Source organism: Microcoleus vaginatus FACHB-2002 (genome assembly GCF_040004035.1).
Lineage (GTDB): Bacteria > Cyanobacteriota > Cyanobacteriia > Cyanobacteriales > Microcoleaceae > Microcoleus > Microcoleus vaginatus_C.
Genome location: NZ_JAMPLN010000045.1, coordinates 1 through 18,826, shown reverse-complemented (window position 1 = coordinate 18,826; position 18,826 = coordinate 1). Strand labels below are relative to the sequence as shown.

Here is an 18,826-nt window from a genome sequence, read left to right as displayed (position 1 = left end):
TTATACCTTAAAAAACCCTCAAATGATTGCATAGCAATCATTTGAGGCTTGGGCAATTCTGAATTTTTTTGAAATTAAATCTGCTTGAATATCGGCGGAATGTGGGTTTTAAGTGTTGGGCTGTACCCGCAAACAAATCATCGTCAATATTGGAAATTACTGCCAGTTGGTATTTCTGCTTGAGTGCTGTTAAAGCTGCCACTGTATCGGGAAATAATTGCCACTTTTTGAGGGAATCAAGCCAACAATTTATTTCTGTTCCTGATGCTGTTTCTGTCGGTTTAAAATTAAATCTGTGACTAAAATTTTTTACGATTTCTTGCAAAATATCCCGATATCTTATATTATAATGATTATTTGGGTTTTCTAGTTAGGATTCAAATTCAGCAAAAAGATATAAAATTCCTTCATCGCTGAAATTAATTTCCCGATTTAACAGCAAGTGTTTCAATGCGGGTAATATCCCTCTTTCCCCATCTATTAGAGTGCCGTAGCAGTCAAAACTCACTATTTCAAATTGATTAAATTTTAGCATAGTTCACTCCTAGTTTAGGGTTGATATTCCGCAAAAATCTCAATTTTTCCCACAATATTTTGATTGAATTCGCTCAATTCTTCTGCCGGAATCCAATATTCTTGGTGAATCGAACTGCCCACATTTTGAACCGAATATTTTTTTAAGAATTCTGCCGCCACCCGAAAGCGCGTGGCATAGCCGAAATATCCCGATGCTGCATCTCTTGTATTCCAATCTCGCGCGATTTGTATGGCATAGGCTTTGTGAACTACGGGATAAAAAGTAGGCTGAAAGGATAAGCGTGGCGGAAATGCCATAAAATCGCTTTCTTTAATCAGTTCCATTTCTTTTTTGCCGACGGCTCGGAATAGCGTTACTGTCTCTTGATCTGATACATTGATATTTTTAAACCACGCTTTCCAACCGTCCCAATTGTGAACTATTTTAGCCAATTCAGCGTAACCGGCGGCGCGGGGATGGGAAACGTCATTTTCGGTAAGTTCTTTATGCCAAATTTCCGAGTCTTGCAGCGGGGTGCAAACATCTAGATAAGGCACATTTAATTCGTTGCAAACTTGGGCAAACTGTTCGGATAAGTTGGCAATCCGCCTTGTGCGATCGGCATCAATAACTGGCGGTGGCCCTACCATTAATACTGGAAATATATTTTTGGCTGACGTGAGAATAGAGCGAGTATTTTCAATTGATTTGTCAACTTCTATGCGAATTTTTTCGTTTTCTAGGTAAGTGTCGTTGACACCAAAAGAAAATACTATTCTGCCGTCGGCGTAGTGAGGTAAGCGGGCAGAAATTTCGTTGAACCAACGAGTTTCTATATCGGCACTGGTTTCTCCCCTTATTCCTAAATTGTAGTAGGTAATATCGTGTCCTTGTCCGCAAGCGGCCGCGCAAATCCGTCCTGTCCAACCGAGACATTTGGGATCGCAAGTACCGTTTACAAAAGAATCGCCGATAAAACAAATACGCATATTATGTGTGGGAAGTGGGAATTGGTGACTGTTGACTGTTGACTGTTGGCTGTTGGCTGTTGACTGTTGACTATTGGCTGATGATTGATGATTGATGACAACTAACAACTAACCACTGCCAACTGCCAACTGCCAACTGACTTTAATTCTTGCCGATGACGGACAATCCCTCTACAATTACAGACGGTGTGTGGCAAGAACCGTTCCACTCAGAATCTCCTCCCAATTCTACTAATTGTTTAAGGACGCTGTAGACGTTGCCAGCTACCATTGTGTCTTTTATTCTGCCGACTATTTGACCTTTTTTGACTCGGTAGCCGAGATCGACATTAATTGAAAAATCGCCGGAAATTCCAGCACTGCCACCAAGCATTTGATCGACAACAATTCCGTCGTCTAATTGAGCGATTAAATCGATTAGCGAAAGCGAACCTGGTTTAATTAAAACATTGAACAAACTCGGCGTCGGATAGCTGCCCAAACCTGGGCGAAATCCGTTGCCGGTGGTGCCACTGCCCAAGGCTCGACCGGTGGTGCGATCGGTATAAAATAGCTGCAACACTCCGCTGTTGATAAAGACGATCGCCCGAGTGGGAGTACCTTCGTCGTCAAAGGGACAGCTATAGGGCCCGATATCCGGCTGCTGCGAGAGGGTGACAAGGGGCGATGTCACTTGTTGGCCTAATCGATCGTTCCAAGGCGAAGCGCCTTCGAGTACCTGTTTGCCGTTCAGCGCGGCACAGACAGTCCCCCAAAGCAAGTCGGCGGCTTTGGCTGTAAATAGGACCGGCACGCGGCCCGTGGGAGGGGCTACATTGTCTTTCGCCCATTCTAAACGCTGCAAAACCCGCTTGGCGCTGGTGTTTAAGTCGAGGGTGCCGCGTTCAGTTTCGCCTTCCCAAATGTTGAGGAAATCTTCGCCCCGCACTAATTCTGCTGATAAGTAACCGCTGAGGGTGGTGTCGGTGTGACTCGAATCCAAGCCTTTGGTGTTCACCAAGCGGGTGCTTTCGATTTCGCAGTCGAGTTCGGCGGTGCAGAGGCTTTCTGGATACGCTTCGCGGACGATCGCGATCGCCTCTTTGCCCCAGTTTACTAGCTGTTCGGCCGGCACCGACACTCCGCGATCGGGATAAACAACTTTCTCACCGGTGCCGAGTTCGATGGTTTCCGGTTCGTTGAGTTGCGAAAGTGCGATCGCCCTGTCCACCAAAATTTGTAGTTCCACAGGCCCGTAGGCCACCGCCAAACCCGGCCGCCCATCCCGCCACAGCCGCAGTGCAATGCCTTCTGCTTGGGCGGTTTCTAGCTGTTTGAGGCGGTTTGCTTCAAAAAAGACCGGCCGTGAGAGCGATTGCGATTCCAATACCTCAGCAGCTTCTGCACCTGCTTTGGTGGCTAGTTCTAACAGTTGTTCTGCTGATTGCTGATTGGTCATTGTTCTCGGTGGTTGGTAATGGGCGATCGGTAATACCATTTTCGATTTTCGATTTTCGATTTTCGATTAAAGAATTGGCAAGGACTTACTGGATATGGGTTTGGAGTACGGGCCTACATTTAGATTCTTTGGGGAAACTGGTGGAATGCGCGATCGCAAGATTGTACGCATTTGTGATTGTTTGCATCTTGCCAACCGCTTAGCGTCGATTTTAGCTTTTAGATTTTAGGTTTTAGATTTACTCCACAGATGAATCTGGGAACTTGAACTAGAATCTAAAATTTTGATATCTCCACCACAGGATTACATGGGACGGTATCTGTTTTTGGCTGTGGTCAGAAACCGACTTTTTTGCTGCGGTTCAGATCTAAAAGCCGAGATTTTTCCTGAAAAAACCCAGTTGCTTAAATCTGATTGAGAATGCTACCCGATATCAGTTATTGCCAAGCGATTAACTAAATAGTTAGTTCGTGCAGCAGCCAAAATCCTGCAAAAGATTCCGATTCGGGATTCGACTGAATTGCTAAGAAATGTACTTTTTTTGCTTGCTTTTTAGCGGCTTCAAATCCTTTCGCTTCTCTCTCAGTTGCTGCGTCTCTGAGATTAGCTAAAATCCAGCGATCGTTAGCTCCCGTATCTAATACCAGCCTAGCAGGTGGGCCACTCTCAAATTTCAGAAAAGCCAACTCCAAACCCGACATCCAACCTGCCAAAGCTGTTGCTCTCGACGAGTAGATAATTAGTCCCGGAATTTGCGTTTCTGGGGCGAGGCGTGTCATCGGCAGTCCGAAAGCTTCGCCAAATCCGATATCCCACTCGGACATTTCGTCAAAAGCTGCGATCGGCAAACTCACAAACGCCCATTTTTCGCCGATTAAAGCATCCGGCAGCGCAACTGGCGTTTCGGGTATAAATTGAACACTCGGGTTCACAACCGGTTGATAGCCCGGTTCGGCGGGATAAACGTCTTGCATCCGTTCTTCCAGCCACAGGCTGAGGGCGAGGGTGCGGCGGCTGCAGGCGGCGGGAATGTCCAAGTCCTCGCAGGCTTTGGTAATCATGTTCGCCATTTGGCGGCGGAAAAAGCGGATTTTTTCAGGTCGTTTCGGTGCTGCGGCGATCGCCTCTTTAATTGCACCCGCCAGCCACAGGGAATTCACGGTAGAACTGGAGCAAAATTGCGAGTAGCGAAACAGAGATTCGGCCTTGTCGCCTACATTCAGCGGGCTTTCGCAGATCAACACTTCCCATTTTTTTTTCTCTCGCTCGTCTAGGATTGGACGGCTGTAAAAGTCGAGTTCCCAAATAGTAGCCATGCCGCGCTGTTAAAAATTAATCCTTTCTCATGTTACCGGACAGCGGGCAAGTTTCTGATTCTGACAATATAAGGCTGATTTTCAATCGCGGGCGATCGCACTTTCCCAAAGATTGCCACTTTCCCTTGCAGCTTCCAGTGTAATTTTTGGCAGCAGTGCACAACCGGAAGCATTAGCAAATCCTCGGAGAACTGTCGCGGAGCAATCTCAACACGCGATCGTTTGTTAAACTTGTGCAAGCCAGGGAAAACAAACAGTATAGCTTGATTCCATGAGACAAATCATTCTCGAAAAGATTGTTTCCACCTTACAACCTTTAGATTTTGTTCTCGCTTTGTGGCAAGGAGGTTCAGCAGCCCACGGATACACCGACGAGTGGTCAGACCTCGATATTGCCGTTGTGGTTGAAGATAACTGCGTGGAACAAACCTTTGATATTGTTGAAAAATCCCTCGCAGAAATTGGCGAAATCGAACTCAAATATCGAGTTCCCGAACCCGCTTGGCACGGTCAATCGCAGTGCTTCTGGCGGCTCAAAGAAACCCCGCCGTTTTTGCTAATAGATTTTGCAGTTTTTCGGCGCAGCAGCCGCAACGATTTTCTGGAAATAGAGAGACACGGGAAAGTACCGATCGCCTTTGACAAAGTTAATCTAATCGTACCGCCTCTTTTGGATAAAAACCAGCATTTATCCCAAATGCAAACCCGATTCAACGAAATGAAAATCCGTTTTGATTTGCTGCAACCTCTGGTTAAAAAAGAGATTTATCGCGGACATTTAGTAGATGCGATCGGCAACTATCACAACTGGACGCTTCTTCCCTTAGTCGAACTGCTGGGAATGATTTACCGTCCCCACAGATACGACTTTGAGCTAAAATATTTCACCCGAGATTTTCCGCCCGAAATAGTCGATCGCATAGCCCCGCTTTTCTGCATTGCCAATCTTGAAGATTTGGCAGCAAAACAGCAAATAGCTGAGGCTTTTTTTGCAGAAAGTTTACCGCTTGCAGAAGCTAATTTTTACTTTGATAACACCCCAACACTACCGCAATAGGCTCAAACTTTCGTCCCGAAAACGATTAATATAGTAGCATCAACCTTAAAGATTAACATCCCATGACTAAACTCAGCGTTAACATCAACAGAATCGCCCTCCTCAGAAACTCTCGAAACATCGGCATCCCCAGCGTTACTGAAGCCGCAAAAACAGTAATTGCCGCCGGAGCCCACGGCGTTACAGTCCATCCTCGCCCCGACGAAAGGCACATCAAAGCTGCGGATGTTTACGAATTAGCTAAAATGCTAACTGTCGAGTTCAACATCGAAGGAAATCCGTTTCAGCCGCCATTTATGGATATAGTTTGCGACGTAAAACCGGCTCAGTGTACCTTAGTCCCAGACGCTCCAGACGTGCTAACATCGGATAGCGGTTGGAATATTCCCGAAAATCGCGATCGGCTCCTACCAATCATTGAAAAATTAAAAGACAATGGCATCAGAGTCAGCTTATTTATGGACGCAGATGCTGCTCTCATGCCGCTAGCAAAAGAAGTTGGAGCAGATAGAGTAGAATTGTACACGGAACCCTACGCGGCGGCTTTTCGTGAAGGTAGAGTAGAATTTGTTTTTCAACAATATGTCTTAGCAGCTCAAGCAGCTCAATCAGCAGGTTTAGGGGTGAATGCTGGACATGATTTAAATTTGCAAAACTTAGCTAAATTTTGCTCTATTCCTGATATACTAGAAGTATCAATTGGTCATGCTTTAATTGCGGAAGCGCTAGAAATGGGTTTGTTCAACACAGTACAAGCTTACCTAAAAATCCTGGCAGGTTCGTAATACGAATTAACCTCATTTGGGAGGGCGGATTTGGCAGTTATCAACTCGTTTTTATTAGAGATTATAACTAAAGCAGCCCTCCAAATATACAGGTTCAAAACTTACGTAAAAAAGAGTTTAACACGCTACAAATATGGTAAGGTGGGGTTTGCAGCGCCCTAAATAATTAGGCGATCGTCAAAAATAAAGTAAAACTAGGGGCTGTCACCCCGTGGGGGTGCTAGCCGCTTTCTAGTAGCAAGGCAGAGCCTGAATCCCAGACACCGCGTTTTTTGGGTGGGGGCATTTCTTTAGCAAGATCCTCGGAAAAAGCTTTAATTTTTCTCCACCCAATTACTAATATTCTTTGATGATATTATGCGTAAGGAGTATCATTAAAATGTCCCGACAAACTGAGGCTACTACTTAGCTCCCGCGCTGGCAACTTGCTACCTGCGGGTTTTGTGCAAGTACGGGATATTTACGTGTATCCTATATCCTCCTGTAGCCTCTGTACGATCGCCAGATTTAATCCGGTGAAAACAGGCAAACACAAGTAACCATATACAATTCCTTACCCCCCTCGGAAGTGCGACATGAAAAAACTAATTTTACTGACTGGAATGCTACTCATGATGACGGCAAAATCAGTATTTGCCAGCCCAGTAGCCCCCAAAATTGCGCCGAGCGAGCTGATGGCTGCCTCGGAAATTACAGAAACCCTTAACAAACCCGTTACCTCTGAATCAGTTTCCAACCTCGAACCGATCAAGCGAATGTCAACCTCGGAAATCCGAGAAACCATCAACCAACCCACCACCTATATTTTTGAAGGCATCAAAGGGCGAGAACTCACTCTCTCCCTGTGGGCGGGACAACTGACAGCCGAACTGTACAGTCCCAATGGTGAAAATATGGGGGTTATTGAAAAATCAGACAATCAGTGGATTGGCCAGTTGCCAGAGTCAGGCATCTACCGCGTGCGAGTTACCCCGAAAGGTGAAACCACCAGCTTTGTACTCGGACGCGATTTTAGCGCTAAGTGGACTTATAGGCCCGATCGCGCAATTCCCATAGCATTCAAGGAAAAACAAGCCACAGTCAAACTCAAAATGTCCGGCTACCAAATCCAGCCCATCACGGTTCAAGGCAAACAGGGACAGACAATGAGGGTGACAGCCAGCAACAAAAATCTAGATCTGGCGATCGAATCTCCGTCGGGACAACTCTTGGATCAAGGCGAAGGTCAAACTTTTGCTCAACTCCCGGAATCCGGCGCTTACCGGGTAATCGTAGTTGCCAAGAGGCCGGTCAAGCCCTCAATCCGAGTTTCTCTGCAATAGCAAAGATTGCACAAATACTGTCGGGCGATCGAATTTGCGCCACAAAAAAAAATAGCTCGCCCCATTGGCGAGCTATTTTTTGTGTAAAATCAACCTTGGATCAGCGCTTCAAAACGTTCTTGTTTCCAAATGCAGCTTAAATCAGAGTCAGCTAAAGCTAGCTCTCGGTATAAATTAGGGATCAACTCAACAGCCCGCTGCAAATTGTCAAGGGCCAAATCAGCAAATCCCAGTAGCGCATAACAGCAAGCTTTATTGTAAAAAGCGTTAGCAAAATCAGGATTTATTTCTAAGACTGTTTCGTAGCAAGCAATCGCCTCAGAGTAGCAGCCTTTTCGCGCCAATTCCACACCCCGGTTGTACCAAATTAAATAATCTTCAAAGGGACGCTCAGAGGTGGGAGTGAACTTGGCATTTCTCTGATTTAAGCCTACTAATTTCTCTAAAGCAACTCTCCGTTCGCCCACAGCATCGGCTCTGCCCGGTTGTAGAGCGATCGATCGGCTAAAACTAGCCACTGCTTGTTTGTAAAGTCCCATTGAGTTGGCAGCTATACCGCGATTGTACCAAGCCTTTGCGTCGTCTGGATTAAACTCGATCGCCCGCTCAAAACTGTTGAGCGCCTGATAGTAAAGCTTGAGTTCCAACAAGGCATTACCTCGGTTGTACCACGCCCAAGCAGCCTCCGGGTACAAATTTAAAGAGCGATCAAAACTCCGAACCGCCTTCTCATACAGCCCCATATCGATCAGCGTCAGTCCCCGGTTGTGCCAAATACTCGCCGCACACGGACTGAACTCCAGAGCCCGGTCAAAACTGTTGAGAGCCTCCAACCAGCGGCCCAACTTTCCTAAAGCAATAGCCCGGTTGTGCCAGCCAAAGCTCGCATTCGGCTCCACCGCCAAGGCTTCATCAAAACTCTTCAGCGCCTCTAAGTGCCGTTCTAATTTCCCTAGAGCCATACCTCGGCCGAACCAAGCCTTATAATGATCTGATTGCAACTTCAAAGCTCTGTTAAAGTTCGCCAGAGCACCATGATCATCGTTAGCTTCGAGGTGGCGCGAACCCAGATGGTAATACCAAGCCGCTTCCAAGTTTTGAATTAAGTTCATAATATTTCGTATCTATCTTAAGGATGATTCTACCTGAAATCCTACTGGGAGTAAAACTGTAATTCCACTAAAAATCTGAAAAATTTGATACAGGCCGATCGCCCGTACACACAGCCAGTAACAACCTCAACAATTTGGGGTCGAAACTAACTATTTTCCTCTTGTAAAAAGCTCTTTTAGCTAACCGCACTCATCGTTTTGTAGAGCTGATGCGAATCTTAAGTCTGCGTGAATCACGCAACTCTTACCGCATCCCGAATTAGGTTTGCAGTTACACAAAGAGTCCTAGGACGCCCCAAGTCTAACTGCAAATCTCCTAGTGCTAATAGCTTCTACTTCTGCTTGCCCAATTCAAGCAACCACAACCGCTGTTTTAGCATTCTCACTCAACATCAACTGGCCTGTTGCATCAATACTAAAATCTTTCCCCAGCACAAAACCCTTGCCCATCAACCGCTGGCAAACAATCAGCGCAGTAATCCGGCGAATTTCTTCCATCACGTCAGCAGGAATCAAATAACTCAAACTCCAGAGCACGGACTCGCAGTCATACCAAATCAAACGCTCAATGCTGACAATCATCAAAGCAGCTACACTGTCAACAGACAGCCGCCCTCTGAGATCGGCAATCAAATCCTTACCAATTAAGCTATTGCGAGTCATCATCGCTCTAGCCATCTTCCCAATTTCTTGTTCGAGTTCTAAATGATTCATGCTTGGCACTGGCTTTTATGTTTTTAAAGCACTACTAAAAGTAAAAACAGTAGCCGCTACCAGGCTCTGCCCTAGCGTAGCTGACGCAGGCTCTACCGTAACTCCTTTTAACAAAGTATACCTAAAGAAAGATCAAAAATGTATCTAAAGGCAGATACTAAAATATTATTTTTTTGATGTATATTGGTAAACCAATTCCCACAAGAGTTTTTACGAGCCAATTAAGTATTTATACTTGCTAAGGCCTGGAGTAAAGTCGATCGATTTTAGATTTTAGATTTTAGATTGAAGAATTGGAGAAAGCTACCTCACGGATGAATCCGGGGGGTTGTACCCAGGCTGCTTTCGGTCGAAGATTTTGGTAAATTCGCTACATAATAAGGAAGTAGTTACTTCGGAGAAAAAACAGCAATGGCTGCAAACCAGGCAGACATCGATATTGCCCCCTTGATCGACTACGGCCTGATCGACCCCACCGCCACGCCAGAGCAAGTAGAACACTGTTGCCAACAAGCAGAGAGATTTGGCTTTGTCACAGTTTGCGTGTATCCCGCCTACGTCAGACAAGCAGTTGAGCTGCTGCACGGAAAACGTCCCAAAGTCTGTACAGTTATAGGTTTTCCCACCGGTGCTTCGACTTCAACGGTGAAAGTTTACGAAGCTCTAGAAGCAGCAGATAATGGAGCCGTAGAGTTAGATGTCTCCGTTAACTTAGGATTGTTGAAAGCTGGAAGAATCGACGAATTCCACCGGGAATTAGCCCAAATTTGCGAAGAAACTAATCTAACCATTAAAGCAATTATCGAAAGTTCGCTCCTTTCGGATGCCGAAAAACAATTAGCGGCTGAGATTTGTATGGAAGCCGGCGCCGCCTACATCAAAACCAACACTGGCTTTTTTGGTCCGGCGAAAGTTGACGATGTGCGACTGCTGAAAGAAGTTACGAAGGGACGGATTGGGATTAAAGCGGCCGGCGGAATTCGTACTCATGAACAAGCTTTAGATTTGGTACTAGCTGGGGCAACTCGTTTGGGGACTTCTCGTGGCCCCGAATTAATCCGCCAGCGAGATAATTTAGATAAAAGTCATTAGACAGTTAACAGTTGACAGTTGACAGTGGGCAATTGTCATTAGTCATTAACTGGTTCCAAGGCTCTGCCTGGGAATCCATATTTAGAGGCTCTGCCTCGGCTGGGATTAGGAGGCAGAGCCTCCGGATCTGCGTTACCAGGCAGAGCCTGGTAACGAGTATCTAATAAAAGTTCTGCGTCGCGGACTGTTTTTGCTACTGTCCTTGTAAATCTAAAATCTAAAATCTAAAATCTAAAATCGAGTGACTCGAACTTACAAAGCAACTGGAATCAATCTCAAGAGTGCGCCCATCGGCGAATCCGATCGAGTGCTGACAATTTTGACGCGGGAATTCGGCTTAATTCGAGCCGTAGCACCGGGTGTTCGCAAACAACGATCGACCATCGGCGGTAGAAGCGAATTATTTGTTGTCAACGAATTGCTAATTGCCAAAGGCCGATCGCTCGACAAAATTACCCAAGCCGACACGGTACAATCCCATCCGGGTTTGAGCCGCAACCTCGGAAAACTCTCAGCCGCGCAATATCTGGCCGAATTGGCGATCGCCAGCGCCCTTTCCGATGAACCCCAAGAAGAACTCTTTTGGTTGCTAGGCGAACATTTGAGCCGTTTGGAGCGTTTGTCCGATCGCACAGAAATCCAATCCGCCGCCGTGCTTGTCGCCCACCTCAGCCACGGCATTTTTCACCTGCTAGCCTTAGCCGGCCTCGCGCCCCAAGTCCAAGTTTGCTGCGCCACCAGACAGGCACTCATCCCAAATTTCACCGATCCGAACTGGCAAACCGGGTTTAGTATACCCTCTGGGGGAACCTTCAGCTTGCCCGAACTAGCTAACCTAGAGGCGGAACTCTCTTCAGAAATCGGTAGCTTGTACAAATCCGCCTCCCGTTCCCGGCAAACGAATGGCAGCAAGCACTTGACAAATTTTGAGATAAATGCTAAGGAATTAGCAGCGCTGCAACAGTTGGCTAGTCCAGAACTAGGAGAGGGGATTGCCGATCGAACAACGTGGGTATCAGTAGAAAATATTTTGCGGCAATATGCCCAGTATCATTTAGGTTGCACGATTAGATCGGGAAGCTCGATCGACACCTACCTAGAGAGTTTTGAGTTTTAAATTTTGAGTGTTGATTTAAATAGGTGAACGGGCGATCGTACATCGCACCCCCAGCCTGCCGGATACCCGAACCTGCCGGCCTTTTCAGGTAAATTCTCAACGTTGTTGCGACATCAGATAATAGATAGAGATAAAGTTACGAGATTATTAATAAACTTAGGGGTTAACACCTCAATTTCAAATTCCCATCCCCCCAACCTCCACCATCCCAGGCGAACCCCCCCAAATCCTATGATGCGACTGTCCGATTCTGATTTGAGAATATCTGTGTTAGCTGTGACCCACCACAAGATGGAAGAACGAGAAAATTTTCCCGATTTTCGCTCGGAGCCCGTCTTGGCCGATCGACAATGGAGCAACGTCCAACACCCAGAAATGGATAAATACCCCACAACTCCAGCACCAGACTGGAACAACGGCAATAGCCCACAGCCCGAAACAACCCTCCCAGTTCCCACACCAGAGCCAGCAGCAGAACTCTCCGAAGCAGTAGCCGAAATTTCCGAACAAGAAACGGGATTTCTGCCAGTGCTCAAAAACCCAAATTTTCTAGCATTGTGGAGTGGGCAAGTTTTTTCCCAACTAGCAGATAAAGTTTATCTCGTACTGACGATCGCCCTGGTGGCCAGCCGCTTTCAAGCGCCAGATCAAACCATCAGCAGGTGGGTATCGGCAATCATGATCGCCTTTACCATTCCCGCAGTGCTGTTCGGGGCCGCCGCGGGCGTGTATGTCGATCGGTGGTCGAAAAAAGCAGTGCTCGTAGCCACAAACCTCCTGCGGGGAGGCTTTGTTTTAACATTGCCCGTGCTGCTGTGGCTCTCTGACGGGTGGGAACTCGGTCAACTGCCGCTCGGATTCTGCTTGCTGCTGCTAGTGACATTCCTCGTTTCGACTCTAACTCAATTTTTCGCCCCAGCAGAACAGTCAGTGATTCCCCTAATTGTGGAACGCCGCCACCTGCTATCAGCAAACTCCCTCTACACCACAACCATGATGGGTTCGGTGATTATTGGCTTCGCAGTCGGAGAACCCTTACTAGCTTTAGCCGACACCCTATTTTCCAACCTCGGCGGCGGACTCGGCATCGGCAAAGAATTAGTAGTAGGCGGAAGTTACGCCTTCGCCGGAGTGCTGTTGCTGTCGATGAAAACAGGCGAAAAAAACGATGCCGAACACGAACCGCCGCACCCTCTAGCAGATTTGCAAGACGGCCTGCGTTACATCAACGATCAACCGAAAGTCCGCAATGCTTTAATTCAACTAATTATTCTATTTTCCATTTTTGCAGCCTTGGCAGTTCTAGCAGTTCGGCTGGCAGAAATCCTCCCCGGTATGAAAGCATCACAATTTGGCTTTTTGCTGGCTGCGGTGGGCGTCGGAATGGCTGGTGGGGCGGCGACAGTTGGCTATCTCGGCCACAAATTTTCTCACTCGCAACTGAGTTTAATCGGATCGATCGGCATGGCACTTGCTCTGATGGGCCTTTCTGCATTTACACACCATTTGTGGCTATCGGTGCTGTTCATTACCCTGTTGGGTTTATTTGCCTCATTGGTGGGAGTGCCGATGCAGACTACAATTCAAGCAGAAACCCCAGAAGAAATGCGGGGAAAAGTCTTCGGGCTGCAAAACAATGCCACTAATATCGCTTTGAGTTTACCGTTGGCTTTGGCCGGCGTAGCGGAAACATTTCTGGGTTTGCCGACAGTATTTTTGGCTTTAGCAGGATTAGCGATCGCTGGGGGTGTCTTAACCTGGTATATTTCCCGTAGCACTAATAGCAAAGTCGATCGAATCTAAAAAATAACAAACTCTGATTTACTGGAATGCACATCGCTTGGCTAGGAAAAAAATCACCTTTTTGCGGTAACGTCACTTACTCCAGGGAAGTCACCAACGCACTGTTAGACCGGGGATACCAGGTCAGTTTCCTGCACTTTGCCCAAGAAGCGGGCCCGCTGGACAGGAACAATACGGCGTGGAGTATGGCCAATGGTTCGTGGGGCAAGGGAATTGCTCAAACCTCATATACCAATTCGCTCTCGCCCGCAAGTTGCAACGAAGTCTCTTTACCCTGTCACTACAAGTCGCAAATTTATACGATTCCCACTCTCAAGTCCCGCACAGTGCTGATGAAATCTCTGCGGCGGCTCAAACCCGATGTGGTTCACGCTTCCCTGACGCTTTCGCCTCTAGACTTTCTGCTGCCGGAAATTTGTCAAGAATTGAATTTGCCTCTGGTGGCGACTTTTCACCCGCCGTTCGATCGCAAATTGCGGAATTTGACATCGGGAACCCAACACCTGATGTATCAACTCTACGCTCCGTTTTTGGCGAACTACGACTCGACGATCGTTTTTTCTCAAATTCAGCGGGATATATTGGTGAAGTTGGGAGTGCCACAGGAACGGGTGGCTGTGATTCCCAACGGCGTGGATGCTGTTAAATATTCGCCCGGGCCTTCGGGGTTGAAGTCAGAATTAAAAGCCGATCGAATTTTTGTTTACCAAGGCCGCATTGCCCAGGAGAAAAATGTCGAAGCCCTGCTCAAGGCCTGGAAACAGTGCAATTTTGGCCCTAGGAACGTATTGGCGATCGTAGGTGACGGGCCCCTAGCCGCCTCGCTGCAACTGTTTTACGGCGAAGATGATGGCATTGTGTGGCTCGGATTTGTTGCCGAGGAGGAACGCCGTATCGAAATTCTGCGGGGTGCAGACGTATTTATTTTGCCTTCTTTGGTGGAGGGACTATCGCTGTCGCTGCTGGAAGCGATGGCCTGCGGTTTAGCTTGTTTGGCAACCGATGCCGGTGCTGACGGCGAGGCTTTGGAGGAAGGCGCGGGGATAGTTTTGAACACTCAGCGGGTACGGAGTCAGTTGCAAACCTTGCTGCCGCTGTTTTGCGATCATCCTGAGTTGGGAATGCTGCTTGGTCAAAAAGCACGCCAACGAGCGCTCGATCGGTACACTCTGAGTCAGAATATTACTGAGTTGGAAAAGCTGTACTCTGAGGTTTTGCAAAAGCAGCGCGTACTAATTCGCGGTTTAGCATGATTCAGCAGGAAGAAGGAACTCCGAACCAGTTGAAATTAAGCCGTTTATCCGTGTCAAAATTCTTGTCGTGCCTTCCTTCTTCCTTTGCAAATGACATACAAAAATCCCGCTCCTACAGTTGATATTATCATCGAATTAGCCGATCGCCCCCATCGGCCGATCATACTCATCGAACGCCGCAATATTCCCTACGGCTGGGCACTTCCCGGCGGTTTTGTCGATTACGGGGAAGCGGTAGAAACGGCGGCCAAACGCGAAGCTTTAGAAGAAACAAGCTTGAATGTAGAATTAATTGAGCAATTTTACGTTTATTCTGACCCAAATCGGGACGCGCGCCAACACACAATCAGTATTGTATTCTTGGCTTCTGCAACGGGCGAACCTCAAGCCGCGGACGATGCTAAAAATTTACAATTTTTTGAATCTTGGCAGATTCCTCGTGAGTTGTGTTTCGATCACGATCGCATTTTACGAGATTATTGGCGTTACCGTCATTATGGATTGCGGCCGCGTTTGTAGGGTGAGAATTTGTTAACCGCAGATGCACGCGGATTAACGCAGATTGATTGCTATGATTTATCTGTGATTTATCTGTGTTAATCTGCGGTTAAATTCATCAAACTAAATTCTATGCCAAGCTTGACAATATTAGGCGGAGGTGCTTGGGGTTCGGCACTGGCAAATCTGGGAGACAAAAAAGGATCTCGAGTTAATTTGTGGTCGCGCAGCAGTTCTTTTAATCTAGAATCAGTTATCACAGGTGCGGATGTTGTTGTTTCGGCTGTTTCGATGAAAGGAGTTGGAGCAACGGTCGATCGACTTTTGGCGTTAGAGTTAAGTCCCGATACAATTATAGTTACTGTCACCAAAGGTTTAGACCCCGCGAGCACGCGCACTCCGTCTCAAATTTGGCAAAATGCTTTTCCTAACAATTCAATTGTGGTACTTTCGGGCCCTAATCTTTCCGAGGAAATTCAGCAAGGATTGCCTGCTGCAACGGTAGCGGCGAGTTTGGATTTAGCGGCGGCCAAGCAAGTGCAAAATATTTACAGTTCTGATATTTTTCGGGTTTATGTGAATGAAGACCCGCTGGGGACTGAGTTAGGTGGAACTTTGAAAAATGTATTTGCGATCGCCGCTGGTGTTTGCGACGGTTTACAATTAGGAACTAATGCTAAATCTGCTTTGCTGACTCGCGCTTTGCCGGAAATGATTCGGGTGGGGGTTCGTTTGGGAGCTCGCGCAGAAACTTTTTACGGTTTGTCTGGTTTGGGAGATTTGCTCGCTACTTGCAACAGTCCTTTATCGCGTAATTATCGGGTTGGTTTCGGATTAGCTGAAGGCAAATCTTTAGAGCAAATTTTACACGAATTGCAGAGTACTGCTGAGGGTGTTAATACTACTAATGTGTTGATTGATTTAGCTAATCAACGCGGCATTGAAGTTCCTGTTTCTCGTCAAGTTTATCGCTTATTAAATAGTGAAATTACTCCTGAACAAGCTGTTTTATCGCTGATGGAACGAGCTTTGAAACCGGAGATTTTATAACCTCTACTGCTAGATAGGTAAGGACTTAAGCAAAGCCTAAGTCCCTACCCGTCGCTGAAGTTTCAAGAAGTGGTGTCACCAGTTGCTAGTTATGAATTAAGAGTTGTAATCGACATTGGTTGAGCGGTCAGATTGATGTTTTGAGCGCTCGGTAGAGAAAGAGTTTAAGGAATTGAAGATGAGTTGTGAATCCAAAACTCTTTAACTCATAGCTGCTACTTAACTCATAACTCATAACTTGCAGAGCTAGTTGAACCAGCTTTACATCTTGCCTTGCTGCATTACCTGTTGAAGGTGCTGCCGAATTTCCTGCGCGTGCTCCATGTCAGCTTGCTGCAATTTTTGAAACAGTTCAGCACAAGGCTCAGAACCCATTTCCTGAGCATCTTTCATGTAAGTATCGTAGGCTTTCAAAGCTTCAGACTTGTTTTGCAAAATTGTTAACAAATCATACTCGAGGTTGCTGATGACTGTACTACCGTTAGTATTCATACACTGACCCTCTGCTAGGATTTGTCCCAATTTTGACCGATTTGGGGATGACTGTTCATCTGTCTAAAAGGGTAGATAATTTTTACTTCCCACCGTAATAAAATGCAACTTCTTTATCTTTCAGCGGTGCGAAGTCAGCAGCAACGAGCATTTTATCGAGCTCGTTTTGAGGCAGATGTTTGACACCGATTCGGACAATGCGCGATCGCATTGTATTTGACACGCCACTGCGCTGTCTGCCGGCTTCTAATCCCATCACTTGCTTGTAGAGGTCTAATTTTGCTTGCGGAATCGGAGTACCGTCAAAGTCGATCCCAGAGGCGATCGCAACATCGATCGCATCTGCACCAGTTGTAGATTGAGCCGCTGAGTTTGTTTCTGAAGACATTGTGCTATTACATCGAAGTTTGTTGTGGAAGCATTTTATCAGATCGCTTTTTACTTTGGTCAAATTTGTCAATATTAATATTTGACGTTTGCATGAATATTTGGCGTTTGCCCGAAAGTCCGCCGGGGATTTTAACGGCCGTCTCACAGAGCAAGTCCACTTGAGTGGACTTAAGATAAAAATAAAAAATGCTTTCCAGTCGTTTTTAGAGGACTTTTGCTATTAAAAAGGGGTTTAAACCCCGGGCGGGCTTTCGGACTGATGAACTAATAAAGTGGCAGAATTAATTACAGTAAAAAAAACGATTGACTTCGCTCAAATCCACATTTCCCCCACTAACAATCACACCAATTCTCGCATTTTCAGACTGCACAACACCTGACAACAAAGCCGCCGCCGCTAACACTCCCGTCGGTTCCACAACTACCTTCATGCGTTCCCACATAAAAAACATTGTGCTGCGAATTGCGTCTTCGGAAACAGTTGCCATCTCATCAACATAATGCAGCACCAAAGGAAAGGTTAATTTCCCCAAAGATGGCGTGCGCGCACCGTCAGCAATCGTATCCGGGTTAGTAACAGTTTGTAGCGTTTTCGTGCGGAACGATCGCGCCGCATCGTCTGCTTGCTCAGGTTCTACTCCTATTACTTTACACTGCGGAGACAAAGTTTTTGTGGCGATCGCGCATCCCGACAGCAAACCCCCGCCACCGCAGCAAACCAGCAGCAAATCCAACTCCCCAACTTCTGCGATTAATTCCAACCCCGCCGTACCTTGTCCCGCAATCACCCACGCATGATCATAAGGAGGAATAATTGTCAAGTGCCGTTCTGCGGCAATTTTAGCCGCTAACTCTTCGCGGGAAACTTGAGTGCGATCGTACAAAATAATCTCTGCACCGTAGCCGCGAGTCGCTTCTTGCTTGACTTTGGGCGCATCTGCCGGCATGACAACAGTAGCAGGAATTTCTAGCAACCGTGCCGCAAGGGCGATCGCCTGCGCGTGATTTCCCGAAGAAAAAGTCAGCACTCCCCGCTGCTTTTCGGCTTCAGATAGCTGGATCAAAGCATTGCAAGCACCCCGAAATTTAAACGAACCCGTGCGCTGAAAGTTCTCGCACTTGAAAAATACCTGAGAATTTGTGCGTTTGTTGAAAGTTTCCGAAGTCAGCACCGGCGTCTTGAAAGCTATGCCCTGCAAGCGATTTGCCGCCTCCTCCACATCGGCGAAACTGACTGATAAAGGATTTTGGGCACAGAAGTCGGTACTCATAGATTTTAGATTTGGGCGATCGAGGACTCTATTTGTAGGATGGGCATTGCCCGCTTCACTCCTACCATTAAACTATAAATTTTTATCATAAGCTGTTGCGCTTAATTGTTAAAAAAGCTGTTGACTAAAATCAAAGCTATGACAACTTACTATCAAAAAGTAAAGGGGCGTTTCCACTTGAACAGGAGAAGGATTAATGAATACAAACTTAACCACCTTCCGATTAATTGTAGGGAAACGGCACGGCGCACTGTCCTGATTTTGGGTAATATCAAATCCCTTGGCATCGGAATTATTCATCTCTCTCTTCCCTTTCTCTGTATCCTCTGTGTCCTCTGTGGTTTAATCAACCGGAATGGATATAACGGGTAAAATCAACCGGATTGGATGGTGAAATTGCCCTCGCGAGTGCGATCGACTCCAACGATCGACAACAAGGCAAAAGAGGACACGGCAATGCCATTTCCCTACCCAAAAAAGATCCGCTAAATTGTTTAACTGGAGTTTAGACTAAAAAACGATCGCATCTAAAAGTAGTTGCCTTTGGATAGAAGGCAAGCTGTTACTCAAAAACTCAAGAGGGCTCAGATTAAATAGCTAATCTTGAAGA

21 protein-coding genes are annotated in these 18,826 nt (G+C 46.6%); 10 read left to right on the top strand and 11 right to left on the bottom strand.

Features of this window, described 5'->3' with window-relative positions:
* Positions 1 to 37: 37 nt before the first annotated feature.
* From NDI35_RS25795 to NDI35_RS25770, 6 genes are all read right to left on the bottom strand, one after another.
* Entirely contained in the window at positions 38 to 325 is a 288-nt protein-coding gene (locus NDI35_RS25795) for an HAD family hydrolase (RefSeq protein WP_445315216.1), read from the bottom strand.
* A 45-nt stretch (positions 326 to 370) separates the two neighbouring features.
* Positions 371 to 535, bottom strand: a complete 165-nt coding sequence (locus tag NDI35_RS25790; RefSeq protein WP_445315215.1) for a hypothetical protein — start codon at positions 533 to 535, stop codon at positions 371 to 373.
* 14 nt (positions 536 to 549) lie between these two features.
* Positions 550 to 1,506, bottom strand: a complete 957-nt coding sequence (locus tag NDI35_RS25785) for a GDSL-type esterase/lipase family protein (RefSeq protein ID WP_445315214.1) — start codon at positions 1,504 to 1,506, stop codon at positions 550 to 552.
* A 142-nt stretch (positions 1,507 to 1,648) separates the two neighbouring features.
* Positions 1,649 to 2,944 (bottom strand): TldD/PmbA family protein, encoded by a 1,296-nt coding sequence (locus NDI35_RS25780; protein WP_445315213.1) that lies wholly within the window; start codon positions 2,942 to 2,944, stop codon positions 1,649 to 1,651.
* A 455-nt stretch (positions 2,945 to 3,399) separates the two neighbouring features.
* Entirely contained in the window at positions 3,400 to 4,260 is an 861-nt protein-coding gene (locus NDI35_RS25775; protein WP_445315212.1) for a Tab2/Atab2 family RNA-binding protein, read from the bottom strand.
* A gap of 32 nt (positions 4,261 to 4,292) precedes the next feature.
* Entirely contained in the window at positions 4,293 to 4,433 is a 141-nt protein-coding gene (locus tag NDI35_RS25770; RefSeq protein ID WP_445315211.1) for a hypothetical protein, read from the bottom strand.
* Between the two features lie 98 nt (positions 4,434 to 4,531).
* On the opposite strand from NDI35_RS25770, the gene NDI35_RS25765 reads away from it, so the two are divergent.
* From NDI35_RS25765 to NDI35_RS25755, 3 genes are all read left to right on the top strand, one after another.
* Positions 4,532 to 5,317: a nucleotidyltransferase domain-containing protein gene (locus NDI35_RS25765; protein WP_445315210.1), complete on the top strand. Its 786-nt coding sequence runs from the start codon at positions 4,532 to 4,534 to the stop codon at positions 5,315 to 5,317.
* Positions 5,318 to 5,379: 62 nt separating this feature from the next.
* On the top strand, positions 5,380 to 6,102 hold the full coding sequence (locus tag NDI35_RS25760; RefSeq protein WP_445315209.1) for a pyridoxine 5'-phosphate synthase: 723 nt from the start codon (positions 5,380 to 5,382) through the stop codon (positions 6,100 to 6,102).
* A gap of 575 nt (positions 6,103 to 6,677) precedes the next feature.
* Entirely contained in the window at positions 6,678 to 7,424 is a 747-nt protein-coding gene (locus NDI35_RS25755; protein ID WP_445315208.1) for a hypothetical protein, read from the top strand.
* Positions 7,425 to 7,513: 89 nt separating this feature from the next.
* Here NDI35_RS25755 and NDI35_RS25750 read toward each other — a convergent pair whose 3' ends face one another.
* Both NDI35_RS25750 and NDI35_RS25745 read right to left on the bottom strand, forming a co-directional pair.
* Positions 7,514 to 8,536 carry a tetratricopeptide repeat protein gene (locus NDI35_RS25750; protein WP_445315207.1) on the bottom strand — a complete coding sequence of 341 codons (1,023 nt, stop codon included), beginning with the start codon at positions 8,534 to 8,536 and terminating at the stop codon, positions 7,514 to 7,516.
* Between the two features lie 351 nt (positions 8,537 to 8,887).
* Positions 8,888 to 9,250, bottom strand: a complete 363-nt coding sequence (locus NDI35_RS25745) for a hypothetical protein (RefSeq protein WP_445315206.1) — start codon at positions 9,248 to 9,250, stop codon at positions 8,888 to 8,890.
* Between the two features lie 411 nt (positions 9,251 to 9,661).
* Between NDI35_RS25745 and deoC the strand changes: the two genes are divergently transcribed.
* The 6 genes from deoC (at position 9,662) to NDI35_RS25715 (ending at position 16,063) form a co-directional block, all read left to right on the top strand.
* Complete coding sequence (gene deoC / locus NDI35_RS25740; protein ID WP_445315205.1) at positions 9,662 to 10,342, top strand: deoxyribose-phosphate aldolase; 681 nt, start codon at positions 9,662 to 9,664, stop codon at positions 10,340 to 10,342.
* A 241-nt stretch (positions 10,343 to 10,583) separates the two neighbouring features.
* On the top strand, positions 10,584 to 11,459 hold the full coding sequence (gene recO, locus NDI35_RS25735; RefSeq protein ID WP_445315204.1) for a DNA repair protein RecO: 876 nt from the start codon (positions 10,584 to 10,586) through the stop codon (positions 11,457 to 11,459).
* A 231-nt stretch (positions 11,460 to 11,690) separates the two neighbouring features.
* A complete protein-coding gene (locus tag NDI35_RS25730; RefSeq protein ID WP_445315203.1) occupies positions 11,691 to 13,262 on the top strand; it encodes an MFS transporter in 1,572 nt (523 codons plus the stop codon).
* Positions 13,263 to 13,288: 26 nt separating this feature from the next.
* The gene (locus NDI35_RS25725; RefSeq protein ID WP_445315202.1) at positions 13,289 to 14,515 is read left to right on the top strand and encodes a glycosyltransferase family 4 protein; all 1,227 of its coding nucleotides are present in this window, start codon (positions 13,289 to 13,291) and stop codon (positions 14,513 to 14,515) included.
* 90 nt (positions 14,516 to 14,605) lie between these two features.
* On the top strand, positions 14,606 to 15,034 hold the full coding sequence (locus tag NDI35_RS25720) for an NUDIX domain-containing protein (protein WP_445315201.1): 429 nt from the start codon (positions 14,606 to 14,608) through the stop codon (positions 15,032 to 15,034).
* Between the two features lie 111 nt (positions 15,035 to 15,145).
* On the top strand, positions 15,146 to 16,063 hold the full coding sequence (locus tag NDI35_RS25715; RefSeq protein WP_445315200.1) for an NAD(P)H-dependent glycerol-3-phosphate dehydrogenase: 918 nt from the start codon (positions 15,146 to 15,148) through the stop codon (positions 16,061 to 16,063).
* Between the two features lie 261 nt (positions 16,064 to 16,324).
* Here the strand turns inward: NDI35_RS25715 and NDI35_RS25710 are convergent, their stop codons facing one another.
* From NDI35_RS25710 to NDI35_RS25700, 3 genes are all read right to left on the bottom strand, one after another.
* Complete coding sequence (locus tag NDI35_RS25710) at positions 16,325 to 16,555, bottom strand: hypothetical protein (RefSeq protein ID WP_445315199.1); 231 nt, start codon at positions 16,553 to 16,555, stop codon at positions 16,325 to 16,327.
* Between the two features lie 82 nt (positions 16,556 to 16,637).
* Positions 16,638 to 16,943: a small RNA NsiR4-regulated ssr1528 family protein gene (locus NDI35_RS25705; RefSeq protein WP_006635311.1), complete on the bottom strand. Its 306-nt coding sequence runs from the start codon at positions 16,941 to 16,943 to the stop codon at positions 16,638 to 16,640.
* A 283-nt stretch (positions 16,944 to 17,226) separates the two neighbouring features.
* Positions 17,227 to 18,216 carry a threo-3-hydroxy-L-aspartate ammonia-lyase gene (locus NDI35_RS25700; RefSeq protein ID WP_445315198.1) on the bottom strand — a complete coding sequence of 330 codons (990 nt, stop codon included), beginning with the start codon at positions 18,214 to 18,216 and terminating at the stop codon, positions 17,227 to 17,229.
* Positions 18,217 to 18,599: 383 nt separating this feature from the next.
* Here NDI35_RS25700 and NDI35_RS25695 point away from each other — a divergent pair, with 383 nt between their 5' ends.
* Positions 18,600 to 18,725 carry a hypothetical protein gene (locus tag NDI35_RS25695; protein WP_445315197.1) on the top strand — a complete coding sequence of 42 codons (126 nt, stop codon included), beginning with the start codon at positions 18,600 to 18,602 and terminating at the stop codon, positions 18,723 to 18,725.
* Positions 18,726 to 18,826 lie beyond the last annotated feature (101 nt).

Bases quoted from the DNA above. Each gene is read 5' to 3' on its own strand.
- NDI35_RS25785 (WP_445315214.1), bottom strand. From the start codon at position 1,506: ATGCGTATTTGTTTTATCGGCGATTCTTTTGTAAACGGTACTTGCGAT.
- NDI35_RS25730 (WP_445315203.1), top strand. From the start codon at position 11,691: ATGATGCGACTGTCCGATTCTGATTTGAGAATATCTGTGTTAGCTGTG.
- NDI35_RS25720 (WP_445315201.1), top strand. From the start codon at position 14,606: ATGACATACAAAAATCCCGCTCCTACAGTTGATATTATCATCGAATTA.
- NDI35_RS25765 (WP_445315210.1), top strand. From the start codon at position 4,532: ATGAGACAAATCATTCTCGAAAAGATTGTTTCCACCTTACAACCTTTA.
- NDI35_RS25770 (WP_445315211.1), bottom strand. From the start codon at position 4,433: ATGCTTCCGGTTGTGCACTGCTGCCAAAAATTACACTGGAAGCTGCAA.
- NDI35_RS25750 (WP_445315207.1), bottom strand. From the start codon at position 8,536: ATGAACTTAATTCAAAACTTGGAAGCGGCTTGGTATTACCATCTGGGT.
- NDI35_RS25760 (WP_445315209.1), top strand. From the start codon at position 5,380: ATGACTAAACTCAGCGTTAACATCAACAGAATCGCCCTCCTCAGAAAC.
- NDI35_RS25705 (WP_006635311.1), bottom strand. From the start codon at position 16,943: ATGTCTTCAGAAACAAACTCAGCGGCTCAATCTACAACTGGTGCAGAT.
- NDI35_RS25775 (WP_445315212.1), bottom strand. From the start codon at position 4,260: ATGGCTACTATTTGGGAACTCGACTTTTACAGCCGTCCAATCCTAGAC.
- NDI35_RS25725 (WP_445315202.1), top strand. From the start codon at position 13,289: ATGCACATCGCTTGGCTAGGAAAAAAATCACCTTTTTGCGGTAACGTC.
- NDI35_RS25710 (WP_445315199.1), bottom strand. From the start codon at position 16,555: ATGAATACTAACGGTAGTACAGTCATCAGCAACCTCGAGTATGATTTG.
- deoC (WP_445315205.1), top strand. From the start codon at position 9,662: ATGGCTGCAAACCAGGCAGACATCGATATTGCCCCCTTGATCGACTAC.
- NDI35_RS25780 (WP_445315213.1), bottom strand. From the start codon at position 2,944: ATGACCAATCAGCAATCAGCAGAACAACTGTTAGAACTAGCCACCAAA.
- NDI35_RS25700 (WP_445315198.1), bottom strand. From the start codon at position 18,216: ATGAGTACCGACTTCTGTGCCCAAAATCCTTTATCAGTCAGTTTCGCC.
- NDI35_RS25790 (WP_445315215.1), bottom strand. From the start codon at position 535: ATGCTAAAATTTAATCAATTTGAAATAGTGAGTTTTGACTGCTACGGC.
- NDI35_RS25715 (WP_445315200.1), top strand. From the start codon at position 15,146: ATGCCAAGCTTGACAATATTAGGCGGAGGTGCTTGGGGTTCGGCACTG.
- NDI35_RS25755 (WP_445315208.1), top strand. From the start codon at position 6,678: ATGAAAAAACTAATTTTACTGACTGGAATGCTACTCATGATGACGGCA.
- NDI35_RS25745 (WP_445315206.1), bottom strand. From the start codon at position 9,250: ATGAATCATTTAGAACTCGAACAAGAAATTGGGAAGATGGCTAGAGCG.